At 73.1% G+C, this 16,349-nt stretch carries 16 protein-coding genes; 7 read left to right on the top strand and 9 right to left on the bottom strand.

The features are described from left to right. The first annotated feature begins 40 nt into the window (after positions 1-40). From purS to ABT015_RS04265, 4 genes are all read left to right on the top strand, one after another. Positions 41-295, top strand: a complete 255-nt coding sequence (gene purS / locus ABT015_RS04280; protein ID WP_045692676.1) for a phosphoribosylformylglycinamidine synthase subunit PurS — start codon at positions 41-43, stop codon at positions 293-295. After that, positions 292-993, top strand: coding sequence for a phosphoribosylformylglycinamidine synthase subunit PurQ (purQ, locus tag ABT015_RS04275; RefSeq protein WP_350876623.1), 702 nt, complete (start codon positions 292-294; stop codon positions 991-993). Before purS ends, purQ begins: the two co-directional genes overlap by 4 nt. After that, positions 993-3,248 carry a phosphoribosylformylglycinamidine synthase subunit PurL gene (gene purL, locus ABT015_RS04270; RefSeq protein ID WP_350876621.1) on the top strand — a complete coding sequence of 752 codons (2,256 nt, stop codon included), beginning with the start codon at positions 993-995 and terminating at the stop codon, positions 3,246-3,248. Before purQ ends, purL begins: the two co-directional genes overlap by 1 nt. 65 nt (positions 3,249-3,313) lie before the next feature. Further along, the gene (locus tag ABT015_RS04265; RefSeq protein WP_350876619.1) at positions 3,314-4,141 is read left to right on the top strand and encodes a maleylpyruvate isomerase family mycothiol-dependent enzyme; all 828 of its coding nucleotides are present in this window, start codon (positions 3,314-3,316) and stop codon (positions 4,139-4,141) included. 19 nt (positions 4,142-4,160) lie between these two features. On the opposite strand, the gene ABT015_RS04260 is transcribed toward ABT015_RS04265, so the two are convergent. Next, positions 4,161-5,051, bottom strand: a complete 891-nt coding sequence (locus ABT015_RS04260) for a DUF3152 domain-containing protein (protein ID WP_350876617.1) — start codon at positions 5,049-5,051, stop codon at positions 4,161-4,163. Positions 5,052-5,173: 122 nt separating this feature from the next. Here ABT015_RS04260 and ABT015_RS04255 point away from each other — a divergent pair, with 122 nt between their 5' ends. Next, positions 5,174-5,593, top strand: a complete 420-nt coding sequence (locus ABT015_RS04255; protein ID WP_350876615.1) for a DUF3151 domain-containing protein — start codon at positions 5,174-5,176, stop codon at positions 5,591-5,593. Positions 5,594-5,706: 113 nt separating this feature from the next. Here ABT015_RS04255 and fbaA read toward each other — a convergent pair whose 3' ends face one another. Beyond that, positions 5,707-6,729 carry a class II fructose-bisphosphate aldolase gene (gene fbaA / locus ABT015_RS04250; RefSeq protein ID WP_063348525.1) on the bottom strand — a complete coding sequence of 341 codons (1,023 nt, stop codon included), beginning with the start codon at positions 6,727-6,729 and terminating at the stop codon, positions 5,707-5,709. 342 nt (positions 6,730-7,071) lie between these two features. Here fbaA and ABT015_RS04245 point away from each other — a divergent pair, with 342 nt between their 5' ends. Next, positions 7,072-7,794, top strand: a complete 723-nt coding sequence (locus ABT015_RS04245; protein WP_350876612.1) for a DedA family protein — start codon at positions 7,072-7,074, stop codon at positions 7,792-7,794. Positions 7,795-7,894: 100 nt separating this feature from the next. On the opposite strand, the gene pyrE is transcribed toward ABT015_RS04245, so the two are convergent. From pyrE to ABT015_RS04220, 5 genes are all read right to left on the bottom strand, one after another. Next, positions 7,895-8,431, bottom strand: a complete 537-nt coding sequence (gene pyrE / locus ABT015_RS04240; protein WP_280673778.1) for an orotate phosphoribosyltransferase — start codon at positions 8,429-8,431, stop codon at positions 7,895-7,897. 30 nt (positions 8,432-8,461) lie between these two features. After that, positions 8,462-9,469: an SRPBCC family protein gene (locus ABT015_RS04235; RefSeq protein ID WP_350876610.1), complete on the bottom strand. Its 1,008-nt coding sequence runs from the start codon at positions 9,467-9,469 to the stop codon at positions 8,462-8,464. A gap of 92 nt (positions 9,470-9,561) precedes the next feature. Further along, the gene (locus ABT015_RS04230) at positions 9,562-11,199 is read right to left on the bottom strand and encodes a polyamine aminopropyltransferase (RefSeq protein WP_502897262.1); all 1,638 of its coding nucleotides are present in this window, start codon (positions 11,197-11,199) and stop codon (positions 9,562-9,564) included. A gap of 154 nt (positions 11,200-11,353) precedes the next feature. Further along, entirely contained in the window at positions 11,354-11,884 is a 531-nt protein-coding gene (locus ABT015_RS04225) for a DUF2617 family protein (RefSeq protein ID WP_350876608.1), read from the bottom strand. Between the two features lie 492 nt (positions 11,885-12,376). After that, positions 12,377-13,792 carry an amidase gene (locus ABT015_RS04220; protein WP_350876606.1) on the bottom strand — a complete coding sequence of 472 codons (1,416 nt, stop codon included), beginning with the start codon at positions 13,790-13,792 and terminating at the stop codon, positions 12,377-12,379. A 92-nt stretch (positions 13,793-13,884) separates the two neighbouring features. Here ABT015_RS04220 and ABT015_RS04215 point away from each other — a divergent pair, with 92 nt between their 5' ends. Further along, positions 13,885-14,499: a TetR/AcrR family transcriptional regulator gene (locus tag ABT015_RS04215; protein WP_350876603.1), complete on the top strand. Its 615-nt coding sequence runs from the start codon at positions 13,885-13,887 to the stop codon at positions 14,497-14,499. Here ABT015_RS04215 and ABT015_RS04210 read toward each other — a convergent pair. Next, a complete protein-coding gene (locus ABT015_RS04210) occupies positions 14,479-15,639 on the bottom strand; it encodes a pyridoxal phosphate-dependent aminotransferase (RefSeq protein WP_350876601.1) in 1,161 nt (386 codons plus the stop codon). The two genes, ABT015_RS04215 and ABT015_RS04210, sit on opposite strands and share 21 nt — an antisense overlap. A gap of 119 nt (positions 15,640-15,758) precedes the next feature. Further along, positions 15,759-16,316 carry a type III secretion system chaperone family protein gene (locus ABT015_RS04205; protein ID WP_350876599.1) on the bottom strand — a complete coding sequence of 186 codons (558 nt, stop codon included), beginning with the start codon at positions 16,314-16,316 and terminating at the stop codon, positions 15,759-15,761. Positions 16,317-16,349: the final 33 nt, after the last annotated feature.

Below are 16,349 nucleotides of genomic sequence, written 5' to 3'. Positions count from 1 at the left end.
GAGTTCCCCCGCCTCACCGAAGACACCACCGGGAGTGCCAGTGGCACGCGTCGTAGTCGACGTCATGCTCAAGCCGGAGATCCTCGACCCCCAGGGCCAGGCGGTGCAGCGTGCACTGCCCCGTCTCGGATTCACCGGGATCGCCGACGTCCGCCAGGGCAAGCGTTTCGAGCTGGAAGTGGAGGGCCCGGTCGACGACGCCGCGCTCGCCCGTATCCGCGAAGCCGCCGAGACCTTTCTCGCCAACACCGTGATCGAGGACTTCACCGTCCGCGTCGAGGAGGCGGCGAAGTGACCACCCGCGTTGGCGTCGTCACTTTCCCCGGCTCCCTCGACGACCGTGACGCCCAGCGCGCGGTCCGCCTGGCCGGCGCCGAGCCGGTCGCGCTCTGGCACCGTGACAAGGATCTCCACCAGGTCGACGCCGTCGTCCTGCCGGGCGGATTCAGTTACGGCGACTATCTGCGCTGCGGCGCGATCTCCCGCTTCTCGCCCGTGATGGACACCGTCATCGAGCAGGCGAAGCTGGGAATGCCGGTCCTCGGTATCTGCAACGGCTTCCAGGTGCTCTGCGAATCGCACCTGCTGCCCGGTGCGCTCACCCGCAACGACTCGCTGCACTTCGTCTGCCGCGACCAGAAGCTGCGCATCGAGAACACCGGTACCGCCTGGACCCGGGATTACTCGGCGGGCCAGGAAATCGTCGTTCCGCTGAAGAACGGCGAGGGCCGGTTCGTCGCCGAGGAGCGCGTCCTGGACCAACTGGAGGCGGAGGGCCGGGTGGTGGCCCGTTACGTGGCCCGCGGCGATGCCGCTGACGGATACGGTAACCCGAACGGTTCGTACCGCGACATCGCCGGCATCACCAACGCCGCCGGCAATGTCGTCGGCCTGATGCCGCACCCGGAGCACGCCGTGGAGCCGCTCACCGGTCCGACCGTCGAGGGCCTGGGCTTCTTCACTTCCGTCCTGAAGCAGCTGGTGAACGCCTGATGAGCCTCGACACCGTCAAGAACGCCGAGCAGACCCCGGACGTCGCCCAGCCCTGGGCCGAACTCGGGCTCAAGGAGGACGAGTACGCGCGCATCCGCGAGATTCTCGGCCGCCGCCCGACCGGCGCCGAACTCGCGATGTACTCGGTCATGTGGTCGGAGCACTGTTCGTACAAGAGCAGCAAGGTCCACCTGAAGCAGTTCGGCGACAAGAAGCCCGACTCGGACGCGATGCTCGTCGGCATCGGCGAGAACGCCGGTGTGGTCGACGTCGGCCAGGGCTACGCCGTGACCTTCAAGGTCGAGTCGCACAACCACCCGTCGTACATCGAGCCCTACCAGGGCGCGGCCACCGGCATCGGCGGCATCGTGCGCGACATCCTGGCGATGGGCGCCCGCCCGGTCGCCGTGATGGACCCGCTGCGGTTCGGCGCGGCCGACCACCCGGACACCCGGCGCGTGCTGCCCGGGATCGTCGCGGGCATCGGCGGCTACGGCAACTGCCTGGGCCTGCCGAACATCGGCGGCGAGGTCGTCTTCGACTCCTGCTACCAGGGCAACCCGCTGGTCAACGCGCTGTGCGTGGGCGTCATGAAGCACGAGGACATCCACCTCGCGCAGGCCTCCGGCGCCGGCAACAAGGTCATCCTGTACGGAGCCCGCACCGGCGGCGACGGCATCGGCGGCGTCTCCGTGCTCGCCTCCGAGACCTTCGACGACACCAAGCCGACCAAGCGTCCGGCGGTCCAGGTCGGCGACCCGTTCCAGGAGAAGCTCCTGATCGAGTGCACCCTGGAGATCTTCCGGGAGAAGCTCGTCAAGGGCATCCAGGACCTGGGCGGCGCGGGCCTGTCCTGCGCGACCTCGGAGCTGGCCAGCGCCGGCTCCGGCGGCATGCGGGTCGAGCTGGACACCGTGCCGCTGCGCGACAACACGCTCTCGCCCGAGGAGATCCTCATGAGCGAGTCGCAGGAGCGCATGTGCGCCATCGTCGAGCCCGGCAAGGTCGACCGCTTCCTGGAGATCTGCGAGAAGTGGGACGTCATCGCCACCGTCATCGGTGAGGTGACCGACGGCGAGCGCCTGGAGATCTTCTGGCACGGCGAACTCGTCGTCGACGTGCCGCCGCGCACCGTCGCCCACGAGGGCCCGACCTACCAGCGCCCGTACGCCCGCCCGAGCTGGCAGGACGCGCTGCAGGCCGACGCCCCCACCGGCGATCGGCTGGCCCGCCCGACCACCGGCGAGGGCCTCAAGGCCGACCTGCTGAAGGTCGCCGGCTCCCCGAACCAGGCCTCCAAGTCCTGGATCACCGACCAGTACGACCGCTACGTGCTCGGCAACACCGTGCTCTCGGTCGGCGAGGACTCGGGCATGATCCGGATCGACGAGGAGACCAACCTCGGCGTCTCGGTCGCCACCGACGGCAACGGCCGCTACACCAAGCTGGACCCGTACACCGGCGCCCAGCTGGCCCTCGCCGAGGCCTACCGCAACGTCGCGGCCGGCGGCGCCAAGCCGCTCGCGATCTCCGACTGCCTCAACTTCGGCTCCCCCGAGGACCCGGACGTGATGTGGCAGTTCGCCGAGGCCACCCGCGGTCTGGCCGACGCCTGCCTGGTGCTCGGCACCCCGGTCACCGGCGGCAACGTCTCGCTGTACAACCAGACCGGCGAGGTCGCCATCCACCCGACCCCGGTGGTCGCGGTGCTCGGCGTCATCGACGACGTCACCCGGCGCACCCCGGTCGCCTTCGCCGAGGAGGGGCAGCTGCTCTACCTGCTCGGCGACACCGCGGACGAGCTCGGCGGCTCGGCCTGGTCGCAGGTGGTCCACGACCACCTCGGCGGTCTGCCGCCCAAGGTCGACCTGGAGCGCGAGCGGCTGCTCGGCGACATCCTGATCGCCGCCTCGCGCGACGGCATGATCGACGCCGCGCACGACCTCTCCGACGGCGGCCTCGGCCAGGCGCTCGTGGAGAGCTGCCTCAAGGGCGGCCAGGGCGCGCGGATCATCGTGCCCGAGGGCGCGGACCCGTTCGTGTTCCTGTTCTCCGAGTCGGCCGGCCGCGCTGTCGTGGCGGTGCCGCGCAGCGAGGAGCTCCGGTTCAACGACATGTGCACCGCGCGCGGCCTGCCGGCCACCCGCATCGGTGTCGTGGACGGCGAATCCCTGGACGTCCAGGGCCAGTTCACCGTCTCGCTGGCCGAGCTGAAGGACGCCCACACCGGCGTCATCGAGGCTCTGCTCGCCTGACCCGCGCGGTTCGAGGGGCGGACGGTCCGACGGGGCCGTCCGCCCCTCGGCGTATGTTGGGGGCCATGCCCCCCAAGCCCCGTACCTACCAGCCGCAGAAGGTGCGCGCCGCGCTCGCGGCGCAGACCGGCGCGCTGCGCGACGCCGTCCGGCAGCTCTGTGAACGCCCGGACGCCGAGCAGTGGTTGGCCCGGCCGACCAGGCTGGGGGAGTGGACGGTCCGCGAGCTGATCGCGCACCTCGCCGTCCAGCTCGACTTCGTCCCCGAGCACCTCGACGATCCGCTGGAGGGGCGGGCGCCGTTGGGCCTGTCGGGGTGGGTGGCCGCGGTCGGCACGGTCGCGCCGCTGCTCGACGAGCAGGCCCGGGCGAGGGCCGCGGGCGACTTCGGCGGGGACGCGGACTCGGTGGCGCGGGCCTTCACCCGGGCGGCGGACGCGCTGACCGGTCTGCTGGACCGGCCCGAAGCCGCCGACCCGGCACGGCGGTTCGAGATCCGGCTGGGCTCGATGACGCTCGCCGACATGTTGGTGACCAGGCTGGTGGAGACCGTCGTGCACGCCGACGACCTGGCCGTCGCGCTCGGTCTCGACGGCTTCCCGCACGACCGCCAGGCCGTCGCCGCCGTCACCCGGCTGCTGGCCGACGCCTTCGCCGACCGCGCGCCGGGCGGCGCGGTCGAGCTGCGGATCCCGCCGTACGCCGTCGTGCAGGCCGTCGAGGGCCCCCGGCACACCCGGGGCACCCCGCCGAACGTGGTCGAGACCGACCCGCTGACCTGGATCCGGCTGGCCACCGGCCGGGCCGACTGGGCGGCCGCGGTGGACGCGGCGGCGGTCTCCGCCTCCGGCGAGCGCAGCGACCTGCGGGAGTACCTGCCGGTGCTCGGGTAGCCGTGCTCCGGGGGGCGCCCTACGGCACCGACGGCCCGCCGAGGTAGGTGCCGTTCTCCGCGTACGGCCAGGCGTTCGGCTCGCAGCCCTTGAGCCCGTAGATCTGCTGCATCATCGCGGGCGCCGGCTTGCCCGGGCCGGGGCAGGTCTCGTGCCCGTGGCCTATCCGGTGGCCGACCTCGTGGTTGATGATCAGTGCCCGGTACTCGTCGAGCGGGCCGCTGAACTGCGGTGAACCGGTGTTCCAGCGCTTGGAGTTGACGAGCACCTGGTTGCCGACGTTGCAGTTCACCTCGCCGTGGGTGTCCAGGCCGGAGGCGCCGCAGATCCGGTCCACGGTGGCCGGCGAGGCGATCTTCACGGTGAAGTCGTACCCGCCGCCGGCGACCAGCTGGAAGCCGTTCCTGCGGTCGTTGGTCCAGCCGCGCTTGTCGCCGAGGAAGCCGTGGATCTGGGTGGCGGCGGCGCCGGCGTCGATGCCTATGCCGTCCTCGACCTCCACCCGGTAGCGGCGCACGGTGCCGCGTCCGACCGGCTGGGCGGTGGCGGCGGCGATGCTGAAGGTGCCCGCGCCCTTGGCCGGGCCGGGGTCGGGCGTGGTGGGCGTGGGCGTCGAGGACGGAGCGGGGGGCTCGCTCGGGGTGTCGGTCGGCGTCGGGGTCGGCGTCGGCGTCGGCGTCGGGCCGACGGGCGAGGGAGCCTGATCGGTCGGCGGGGCGATCCGCGCCTGGGCGGTCGGCCCGCCGTCGGGCGCGCCGGAGGAGCGGGCCAGCACGACCGCCGTACCGCCCAGCACCGCCACCGCCGTCACCAGCGCCGCGAGCATGCCGGGCCCGAGCCGGCGCGGCGGCCGGCGGCGTCGGCGGCCGCGGGCACTGCCGCTCCTGGCGGCGGATCTGGCTGCGGGCATGATCGACACCCTGGCATGGCGAACGGGTGAATGTCCACATACCGGGTATGCAGGCGCCCGGCGGCCGCCGCCGATCCCGGGACGGCGGTTGACCCTGGCGCCCCGGATGGCAGACTGCCTGCATGGCGATTCACCGGAATCTTCTCGACGGCCCCGACCCGACCCTTCTCCCGGAGGACGAGCAGCCCTACCGCATGCTGGCGGAGGAATCGGCCTCACCCACCCAGGTGGCCGCCGACTTCCCGACCTTCTGCCTCGCCTGGGCGATGCTCGCCGACGACGCCTACGCGGCCGGCCGCTACGTCGAGTCCTACGCCTACGCCCGCACCGGCTACCACCGCGGCCTGGACGCGCTGCGCCGCAACGGCTGGAAGGGCCACGGCCCCGTGCCGTGGGAGCACCGCGGCAACCGCGGCTTCCTGCGCTGCCTGGCCGGGCTCGCACGGGCGGCCGGCGCGATCAAGGAGACCGAGGAGGAGGCCCGCTGCTGGCAGTTCCTGAAGGACAGCAGCGCGGAGGCGTACGCGGAGCTGAAGCAGTAGACCCGCACGGCTGCTGAGGCAGCAGACCCACCCACAGGTGCGCCCCCCGGTGAAGTCCACCGGGGGGCGCATCCGCGTTCACACCGCGGCCGGGCTCGGCCCGGCCGCCGGGCTCACTTCAGGCGGTTGCCGGCCGAGCGCAGCTGCTGCGCGGCCTCCAGCACGCGGGCGGCCATGCCCGCCTCGGCGAGCTTGCCCCAGGTGCGCGGGTCGTAGGTGTTCTTCTTGCCGACCTCGCCGTCGACCTTCAGCACACCGTCGTAGTTGCGGAACATGTGGTCCACGACCGGGCGGGTGAAGGCGTACTGGGTGTCGGTGTCCAGGTTCATCTTCACGACGCCGTTCTCCAGCGCGGTGGCGATCTCCGCCGCGGTCGAGCCGGAACCGCCGTGGAAGACGAAGTCGAACGGGTCGGTCTTGCCGTACTGCTTGCCGATCGCGTCCTGCAGCTCGCGCAGCAGCTCCGGCTTCAGCACGACGTTGCCCGGCTTGTAGACGCCGTGCACGTTGCCGAACGAGGCGGCCAGCAGGTAGCGGCCCTTCTCGCCCAGGCCCAGCGCCTCGGCGGTGCGCACGGCGTCGTTGACGGTGGTGTACAGCTCGTCGTTGATCTCGTGGGTGACGCCGTCCTCCTCGCCGCCGGTCGGGGTGATCTCGACCTCGAGGATGATCTTGGCGGCGGCGGCCTGGGCCAGCAGCTCCTGGGCGATCGCCAGGTTGTCGGCGAGGGTCTCGGCCGAGCCGTCCCACATGTGCGACTGGAACAGCGGGTTCTGGCCCTTGGCCACGCGCTCGGCGGAGACCGCCAGCAGCGGGCGGACGTAGCCGTCCAGCTTGTCCTTCGGGCAGTGGTCGGTGTGCAGCGCGACGGTGATGTCGTACTTGGCGGCGACGATGTGCGCGAACTCGGCCAGCGCCACGGCGCCGGTCACCATGTCCTTGTTGTGCTGGCCGCCCAGGAACTCCGCGCCACCGGTCGAGATCTGGATGATGCCGTCGCTCTCGGCCTCGGCGAAACCACGCAGTGCGGCGTGCAGGGTCTGCGACGAGGTGACGTTGATGGCCGGGTAGGCGAACTTGCCCGCCTTGGCCCGGTCCAGCATCTCGTTGTAGACCTCGGGAGTTGCGATGGGCATGCGATCCGCTCCTGTCGGGTTGCGGCGTACGGACGGTGCTGTCCGACGCTGTGTACGCCTTCGGTACGACTCCGTGCCGGCCGCCGACGCGCGGCGCTGCGGTGTGGCTCTCCGGCACCAAGGTTCGAGCGACCTCCGCGGTACGGCAATGAGGGTGGTGTGCCGCTGCGGACCGGACGCCCGTGCCATCCTCCCAGACTCGTGCCCGCAGGTCAGCAGGAGCCCGCCAGTCGGACCGTCGCCGCCGCCGACGCGGACGGCCCGCTCCTGCGACCTTCGGCGGACACCGGATACACCGGCTGGGCGAAGCCCCCGTACAGAACGGCCCGCTATCCTGCGCCCGTGGACTACAACCAGCTGGCCGTCAACATCCTCGACGCCAAATCCCTGATCTCGTCCCTCGGCGCCATCGGGCTGATCGCGATCATCTTCGCGGAGACCGGCCTGCTGGTCGGCTTCTTCTTCCCGGGTGACTCACTGCTGATCATCGCCGGCGTCGCGGCGTCGAACGCCGCCTCGTCGGTGCTCGGCGACGGCGCCAAGCTGCCGATCGCCGTCCTGCTCGTCGGCGCCCCGGTGGCCGCGGTCGCGGGGGCCCAGCTCGGGCACCTGATCGGGGTCAAGGTCGGGCCGAAGATGTTCGACAAGCCCGAGTCGAAGATCTTCCGCCGCGAGTACGTGGTGAAGGCGGAGGAGTACTTCAACAAGTTCGGGCCCGGCAAGGCCGTGGTGCTGGCCCGCTTCATGCCGATCGTCCGGACCTTCCTCAACCCGGTCGCGGGCACCCTGGAGATGCCCGCCCGGACGTTCTTCCTGTGGAACGTCATCGGCGGCGTGCTCTGGACCGAGTCCATGCTGCTGATCGGCTACTTCTTCGGCGACGCGCTCGCCCCGGTGATCGACAAGTACCTGATCCCGGCGGTGCTGCTGATCGTCCTGCTCTCGGTCTCGCCGATCCTGATCGAGGTCCTGCGCGAGCGCAAGAAGCGCAAGGCCGGCGGCGCCGTGGAGAGCGCCGAGGCCGACGCCGTGCAGAGCGGCGGCGGCCGCCACCGGCGCGGCTGAGCACCGGGGCTTCGCGCACGACACGCGAAGGGGCCGGGTCCTGTCTCACGTTTCACGTGAAACAGGACCCGGCCCCTTCTGCTGTCAGGTCCGGCCGGGCTCAGAGGCCCAGGTCGTCCAGGGTGTAGGCGGTCACGTACGGCAGGCCCTGCGCCTCGACCGCGGCCGCGCCGCCGCGCTCCACGATCACCGCGACGCCGACCACCTCGGCACCCGCCTCGCGCAGCGCCTCGACGGCGGTCAGCACCGAGCCGCCGGTGGTGGAGGTGTCCTCGACCGCCAGCACCCGGCGGCCCTTGACCTCCGGGCCCTCGATCCGGCGCTGCAGGCCGTGCGCCTTGCCCGCCTTGCGGACCACGAAGGCGTCCAGCTCACGCCCGCGCGCGGCGGCGGCGTGCAGCATCGCGGCGGCCACCGGGTCGGCGCCCAGGGTCAGACCGCCGACGGCGTCGTACTCCAGGTGGGAGGTCGCGTCCAGCATCACCCGGCCGACCAGCGGGGCGGCCTGGCCGTCCAGCGTGATCCGACGTAGGTCGACGTAGTAGTCGGCCTCCTTGCCGGAGGAAAGGGTGACCTTGCCGTGTACGACGGCCTTGTCCTTGATCTGTGCCAGCAGGGCGTCGCGGTCGTTGCTCATGAGCGTCCAGTCTAGGCCCTCTCCCGCCGGTCAGCGGCGACGCAAGGCCCTGACCAGCACCACGGCGCCACCCAGCAGCGCGACCCCGCCGCCGATCATCCACGGCACCGCGCTGCGGCCGCCGGAACCCGGCACCACGATCCCGCCGGCCTCGCCGCCCCAGCGGGACGCCGCCCGGGCCCGGGCGCTACGGGCCGGCAGCGCCGGGGCGTACCGTCCGCGCGGCGGCGCGTGGTCCACCTCCTCGGCCGAGCGGCCGACGATGCTGCGGCGCACCGGGCCGCCGCCCGCCGGCTCCTCCTCGTACTCGAAGAGCGGCTCGGCGGGGAGCTCCTCGGCGACGCCCTCCTCGGGCCCGTCCTCGTCGCCGCCGCCGATGGGCAGGCCGAAGCGCTCGGCGTCGGCGTCGGAGAAGGCGATCAGGTCGGACAGGTCGTCGTCGAGGTCGTCGCCGGGCTGGTCCTGGTGCTCCTCGATGAACACCACGTCGGCGTCGGTCTCGGTTTCGGCCCGAGCCCCGGCCTCGCCGCCGGTCTCCGTGTCGCTCTCGCCGTCGCCCTCACCCTCGCCGTCGCCCTCGCTCTCCGGCTCGGCGTCCGGGGAGGCGAGCGCGGTGGCGAACCGGTCCAGCAGGCGGCGGCCGGCGGCGTCGAGGGTCTCCCCGTCGAACTCGGTGAGCCGGCCGGTGGCGCTCAGGTCGCCGGTGAAGCGGACCACGGCGGTACCGTCCTCGGCGCCGTCCGCGACGCTGACCCGGACGGTGGCGGTCGCCTCGCCGCTGCCGCGGGCCTCCTGGCCCTCGGCGAACACGGTCAGCACGCCCTCGCGCCCCTCGATCAGGGACAGCACGCCCTTGTACGTGATGGTGGAGCCGCCGATCCGCAGCTTCAGCCGGCCGCCGATCTCCTCCGCCGGCCCACCGCCGACCGCGGCCGGTTCGGTGCTCAGCCCCGGCACGCTACGGGCCAGCAGAGCCGGATCCTGCAAGGCCTGCCGCACCAACTCGGCGGGCATCGGGACGACAACCTCATGCTCCATGTCAGGGAGCCTACCGACCGAACCCCGCCCGGTCCCCACCCACCGCCACCCGACTTCCCCGGACCACCGGTGTCCGGCCCCGCGCTCCCGGCTCAGCGGGGGCCGAGCAGGGTGAGGGCGGCCGGGGGATGGGCGGGGCGGAGGGCGGCGAGGCGGGTGGCGGAGCCGCGCAGGGCGTCGGGGGTGAGGGCGCGGGGCGGTGGGGCGTCGGGGGCGAGGGTGAGCGGGGGCCGGGCGGCGGCCGCCAGGAGGAAGGTCTGGGCGACGCCCGGCGGGTCCGGGCGGCAGCTCGCGGTGGCGCTGCCCTGGACGGCGTACGGGACGGTCTGCAGCCCCGCCGTCCGCAGGCCGGACTCGATCGGCCAGAGGCCGTCCGGGTCGCCGCCGGCCCGGACGGCGACGCGGCCGCCGGGGGAGAGCAGCCGGGTGGCGAGGCCGTAGAACTCCTGGGAGTGGAAGGTGACCGGTCCGCCGTCGGAGGGCGCGGGCAGGTCGGCGAGCACCACGTCGTACGGTCCGCCGGCCGTGGCGGCGCCGCGCAGCCAGGCCATCGGGTCGGCGGCGGTGGCGTGGACGCGGGGGTCGTCGAGGGAGTGGTCGGTGAGGGCGGCGAGCCCGGGGTCGGTGCGGGCGAGCCGGGGGAGCGCGGGGTCGGCCTCGACGAGCCGGACGGAGCGGACGCCGCGGTGCCGGAGCACCTCGCGCAGGGCGAGGCCGTCGCCGCCGCCGAGGAGCAGGACGCGGGCGTCCGGGCCGGCGGCCATCGCCGGGTGGACCAGGGCCTCGTTGCCGCGGTACTCGTCCGGTCCGCAGACCGTGAGGCGGCCGTTCAGGTAGAGCCGGAGCGGGCCTTCGGCGGGGCCGGTGAGCACGATCTCCTGGGAGCGGCTGCGGGCGGCGAAGCGGACCTGGGCGCCGTAGAGGGCGTGTCGGGCGGCGCGTTCGACGGCACCGGAGCCGGCGGCGGCCGCGGCGAGCAGGGCGAGGACGAGCGCGCAGCCGCCCCAGAGCAGGAGCCGTATCCGGGGAGCGGGTTCCTCGCGGAAGAGCCAGAGCACGACGGCGGCTCCGGCGACGGCGTTGACGGCGCCGGTGACGAGGGCGCCGTCGCCGGGCCCGAGGCCGGGGAGGATGAGGAAGGGGAAGGCGAGGCCGCCGATCAGCGCGCCCACGTAGTCGGCGGCGAAGAGGTCGGCGGCGGCGCGGCCGGCGTCCTCGCGCCGGATCCGCTGGATGAGGGTCATCAGGAGCGGGATCTCGGCGCCGATGAGGATGCCGATGAGGCAGGTGAGGCCGACCATGGCGGCCTGGTAGCGGCCGATCCAGGCCCAGCAGGAGTAGAGCGCGAGGACGGAGAGGCCGCCGGTGAGCGCGAGGGCGCATTCGACCAGGGCGAAGGCGGTGGCGGGCCGCCGGGTGAGGCGTTTGGCGAGGAGCGAGCCGAGGCCCATCGCGAACACCATGACGGAGAGCACGACGGAGGTCTGGGTGACCGAGTCCCCGAGCAGGTAGTCGCCTAGCGCCACGAGTTCGAGTTCGTAGACGAGTCCGCAGGCCGCACAGACGAACGCGGCCAGCAGGACGGTGAGGCGGGCCAGCCGGGGGTGGGAGCGCAGCCGGGACCGACGGCGGGCGGGCAGGGGGGCGAGGCTCCGCCCGGGCCGGGGTGGGGCGCCGTCGTCGAGGTCCACTCGCGAGCGGGCGGGTGGACCGGCCGGATGGTTGATCACGAACAAACGCTAGGGGACGTTCGGGACGGATAGCTGCGCCCATTCGACGGACAGTGCTGGGCGCCGGATTGACGAATCGTTCCTGCGTGCGATTCATAGGCCATGGCGGGATCGGCGACCCTGCTCGGACGGCTGGCGGTCGTACCCCGGGCGGTCATGCCCCGGACACCACCAGCGAGGAGCGGGTGCAGACCAGCCGGCCCTCCTGCGGGTAGGCGTGCCAGGTCCGCCAGAGCAGCCGGTCGGCGCCGCCCTGGGTGACCAGCGCGGTGAAGGCGCTCGGGTCGCCCGGGAACACTCCGGCCAGGCCGCGCGGGTGGCCCTCGACCAGGGCCAGCAGTTCCTGCGCGCGGGCCGCGAAGTCGTGCGGGGGCAGCGCCTCGATCCGGGCCGCGAACTCGTACTCCCAGCCGCCGACCTGCTTGGCCACCCGGGCCGGCAGCGGGGTGCGGCGGCCGGGCAGGCAGGCGACGGTCTCCAGGCACTCGCCGGGGCCGGCGGCGATCACCACCTGGTGCGAAGCGCCGAGCAGCCGCAGCTGGAGGGTGCCGGACGCGGCGGGGTGGCCGCCTCCGTCGAGTCTCAGGTCGCGGACCGCGAGAGCGGGCAGCGGGTCGCCGCCCAGGCACCAGGCCAGGTCACCGGCGCGGGTGTCCGTGTAGGAGGTCTGCAGTGTGGTGAGCATGCTCGGCTCCGCGTTTCAGCTCCGTGCGCGCCCGCCGGGCAGCACCGAGTAGGCCTAGGCGATGGCGAGGCTGTTCGTGGCTGTCCGGCCCTGGGCGCGGCCGACCGTGGAAGGAGGGATTCCGGCTGGAGATTCAGCAGCAGAGAAGCATGAATACGCCGGGTCCGCCGGTGATTTACCCAACTTTGTCAAGCATTCACCGTTTCGAGCACACCTGCTCCCCGGCTCTGATCGACCCGGTGTGCGACTGTGCACAGCGCGCGCCCCTGGGACCGGGTCGTGCGCCGTGCACGCTGGTAGTGCGCCGGGTGCACGCCTCGTGCACCGCCGCCCTGCACGCACCGGGCGAGCAGGGCGGTCGGAGCGTTCCGCCGAGGCCGAAGGAATTGCCTCACAGACATCATTCAATCGTCAACCAGACGTCAACCAACCATGACTGTCAGGTGAGTTGAGAAGAACTGGGCCCACCCGTCGGGCCATCATTGCTCCCCGTCACGGCCGGGGGTCGATCGGCGCGAGCACCCCGAGCCGGTCCTCGACCGCCTGGGCCGCCTCCAGGCAGAGGTCCTCCCGAAACGCCCGCCCGACGAGCTGCACCCCGGTCGGCAGTCCGTCGGCCAGGCCGGTGGGCACCGCCACCGCGGGCAGCCCCGCGAAGCTGGTCACCTTGCACAGCCGCATCGCCGTGCGGACCAGCTCCCACCCCTGCGCGTCCCGGGACTCGATGCCCGGTTCGACCGGCGGTTCGGTGAACACCGGTCCGAGCAGCAGCGGGTACTCGTCCAGGAACTCGGCCCAGGAGCGGCGGACGCCCAGCCAGCTCCCCATCAGTTCCATGAGCTCGGCGGCCGTCGCGGGCGGGGTCCGGGCCATCGTCAGCTCGATGTAGCGGTCGCCGCCCGGGCCGAGCAGGGAGCGTACGGCGGGCCACTTGGGTGCGAACTCGGTCATGGTGATCCGGTCGCACACCTCCAGGGACTCGTCGAGCCGCGGGACGTCCGCCACCTCGCGCACGTCGTACCCGGCGTCCCGCAGCGCGGCCGCCGCGCGCCCGATCGCGGCCCGGACGGTCGGGTGGACGCCGTGGCCGCCCGGATCGGCCACCACCGCGACCTTCACCGGCCCGGGCAGCGGCTCGCCGTAGCGCGGCACGGGCAGGGCGCGCGGGTCACGCGGATCGGGGCCGGCCAGCACCTCGTAGGCCAGCCGGAGGTCGGCGACGCTCCGGGCGAGCGGGCCGTCGCAGACCAGCCACTGGGAGGCCGGCCCCGGGTCCTGCGGCCCGAACGCGCGGTGGTCGGCGGGGAACCTGCCACTGGACGGGTTCAGCCCGGCGACCCCGCAGAACGAGGCCGGGACGCGGATGGACGCGCCGGAGTCGTTGCCGAGCCCGAGCGCGGCCAGGCCGGTCGCGACGGCCGCGCCGTCGCCGCCGCTGCTCCCGCCCGGGGTGCGGCCGCGGTCCCACGGGTTGGCGGTGTCGCCGTAGAGCTCGCTGCGGGTGTGCATCCCGGCCAGGATCATGGTGGGCATGTTGCTGTGCCCGATCGGTACGGCCCCGGCCGCGCGCAGCCGGGCGACCGGGGGAGCGTCGGCCCGCGCCACCAGGTCGCGGAAGCGCGGCACCCCGAAGGTGGTGGCCACGCCCTCGATGGCGGTGGTCTCCTTCACGGTGAACGGCACGCCCGCCAGCGGGCCGGGGTCCTCGCCCGCGGCCAGGCGCCGGTCGAGTTCCCGGGCCTGTGCCCGGGCGGGCTCCGCCAGGACCTGGGTGACGGCGTTGACCTGCGGGTTCACTGCGCCGATCCGCTCCAGGTGGTTGTCGAGCAGTTCGACGGCCGAGACCTCTTTGCCGCGTACCGCCGCCGCCTGCGCGGTGGCCGTCAGTCGCCACAGGGCGTCCCGCATGACGTACTCCCCTCCTCGTTCCGATGCGCTCGTATCGGTACCGTAGCCTGGGAACCGATACGAGTGCATCGAATAAACCGGAGGGGGAGCCCGTGCCCAGACAGGTGGACCACGAGGGCCGGCGCCGGCGGATCGCCGAGGCCGTCTGCCGGCTCGCCGACGAACGCGGCCTGGAAGGAGTGACCCTGCGCGACGTGGCCGACCGCGCGCAGGTGTCGACCGGCGCCGTCCAGCGCTGCTTCCGCACCAAGGACGAGATGCTCCGCTTCGCCCTCGGCTACGTCGGCGAGCGGATCACCGCCCGGGTCCGGGCGCACCCCGCCGACGACCCGGCGCCCTCGCCCGCCGCCCTCCTGGCACACGCGGCCGCCGAGGTGGCGCTGCTCGGCGACGGACAGCGCTCCCAGGCGCGGGTCTGGCTGGCCTTCGTCGCGCAGGCCGCCGTCGACGAGCGGCTGGCGGGCCCGCTGAACGCCGACTACGCCGCCCTGGAGGGCCTGTTCGCCCGGCTGATCGCCGAGGCGTCGCCGGCGGCCGGGCCGGACGCCGCCCGGGAGGCGAAGACGCTGCTGGCCCTTGCCGACGGGCTCACCACGCACGTCCTCGTCGGCCGCCTCACCGCACCCGAGGCCCGGGCGATCCTGGACGCCCACCTGTCCGGCCTCGGGCGGCGGCCGGTCGACGGCTCAGAGGCGCTGGAGCCGTGACACCGCTTCCTCCAGCACTGAGTCCTGCTTGCAGAAGGTGAAGCGGACCAGGCTGCGGCCGGCCTCGGTGTTGTCGTAGAAGACGGCGTTCGGGATGGCGACGACGCCGCAGCGCTCCGGCAGGGCGCGGCAGAACTCGATGCCGTCCTTCTCGCCGAGCGGGGTGATGTCGGTGGTGATGAAGTACGTGCCCTCGGGGGTGAACACCCGGAAGCCGGCCGCGGTGAGCCCGTCGACCAGCAGGTCGCGCTTGCGGAGCAGGTCGGCGCGGAAGCCGTCGAAGTAGCTGTCGGGCAGCCGCAGCGCCTCGGCGACGGCGTACTGGAAGGGGCCGGCGCTGACGTAGGTGAGGTACTGCTTGGCCGTGCGGACGGCCGTGACCAGGGCCGGGTTCGCGGTGACCCAGCCGACCTTCCAGCCGGTGAAGGAGAAGGTCTTGCCGGCGGAGGAGATGGAGACGGTGCGCTCGCGCATGCCGGGCAGGGCGGCGATCGGGTGGTGGGTGGCGCCGAAGACGAGGTGTTCGTAGACCTCGTCGGTGACGACCAGCAGGTCGTGCTCGACGGCGATGGCGGCGATGGCGGCCAGCTCGTCGGCGGTGAGCACGGTGCCGGTCGGGTTGTGCGGGGTGTTGATCAGCAGCAGGCGGGTGCGCGGGGTGATCAGGGCGCGCAGTTCGTCCAGGTCGGGGCGGAAGTCCGGGGCGCGCAGGGTGAGCGGGCGGCGGGTGGCGCCGGCCATCGCGATGCAGGCGGCGTAGGAGTCGTAGAAGGGTTCGAGGGCGATCACCTCGTCACCGGGTTCCAGCAGGGCGAGCAGGGTGGCGGCGATGGCCTCGGTGGCGCCGGCGGTGACCAGCACCTCGGTGTCCGGGTCGTAGTCGAGGCCGTGGAAGCGCCGCTGGTGCTCGGCGATGGCCTGCCGCAGCTCGGGGATGCCGGGGCCGGGCGGGTACTGGTTGCCGCGCCCGTTCAGCACGGCGTCGGCAGCGGCCCGGGCCACCGAAGCCGGGCCGTCGGTGTCGGGGAAGCCCTGGCCGAGGTTGATCGAGCCGGTGGCCGTGGCCAGGGCGGACATCTCGGCGAAGATCGTCGTCCCCATGCCGGCCAGTCGGCGGTTCAGCAGCGGCCTGTTGCCCATCGGTGGCTCCTCACGCGTCGTCGTCGGCCCCATCCTGGGTCAGCCGGGGGCCGGGGACAAGGACGGCCCGACCACCTGGGGCCAAGTGGTCGGGCCGTGCGCTCGCGGGGCGGGCAGGGTCACGCCTCGTTGGTGTCCTCGGGGGTCTCGCCGTCCTCGCCCTCGATCTCGTTCTGCAGGCCGAGGCGCTCGACGATCCACTGCTCGAAGCCGACGGCGGCCTGGGTCCAGTTGGCGGTGGTGGTGACGAAGTAGTCCAGGTTGACGCCGGTGCCGACGATCATCTGGGCCTCGCCGATCAGGCGGACCACGCCGTCCTCGTGGGTGTGGGTGTAGACCTTGGGCCAGAGGGTCTCGCGGTTCCACTCGTCGATCAGGTCGAGGATCTCGCCCTTCTTCTCCAGCGGGTACGCGCGGTCGTAGAAGGCGCGCACCGCGAAGAGCTCCTTCTGCTCGCCGCGGAACATGTAGTAGACGCGGAAGCCCTCCCAGGGAGCGGTGAGGTCGCCCTCCTCGTCCACGACGTGCTTGAGCTGCATCTGGTCCAGCAGCTGGGTCACCAGGCCCTGGTCCGGGACGATGATCGGCGGCGGGCCGGCCGGCCGCCCCTGGTCGCCGGGCTGGCCGCCGCCCTGGGGCGCGCCGAACGACGGGATGGACGACGGGTCGATGCTCATGGGGTCCTCTTCCTCAGTGCACGTGGTGGCCGG

Origin of the sequence: Kitasatospora sp. NPDC094016 (assembly GCF_040304045.1) — a bacterium.
Classification (GTDB): Bacteria; Actinomycetota; Actinomycetes; order Streptomycetales; family Streptomycetaceae; genus Kitasatospora.
Note: the sequence above shows the minus strand (reverse complement) of the source record. Positions and strands in the feature narration are given on the sequence as shown.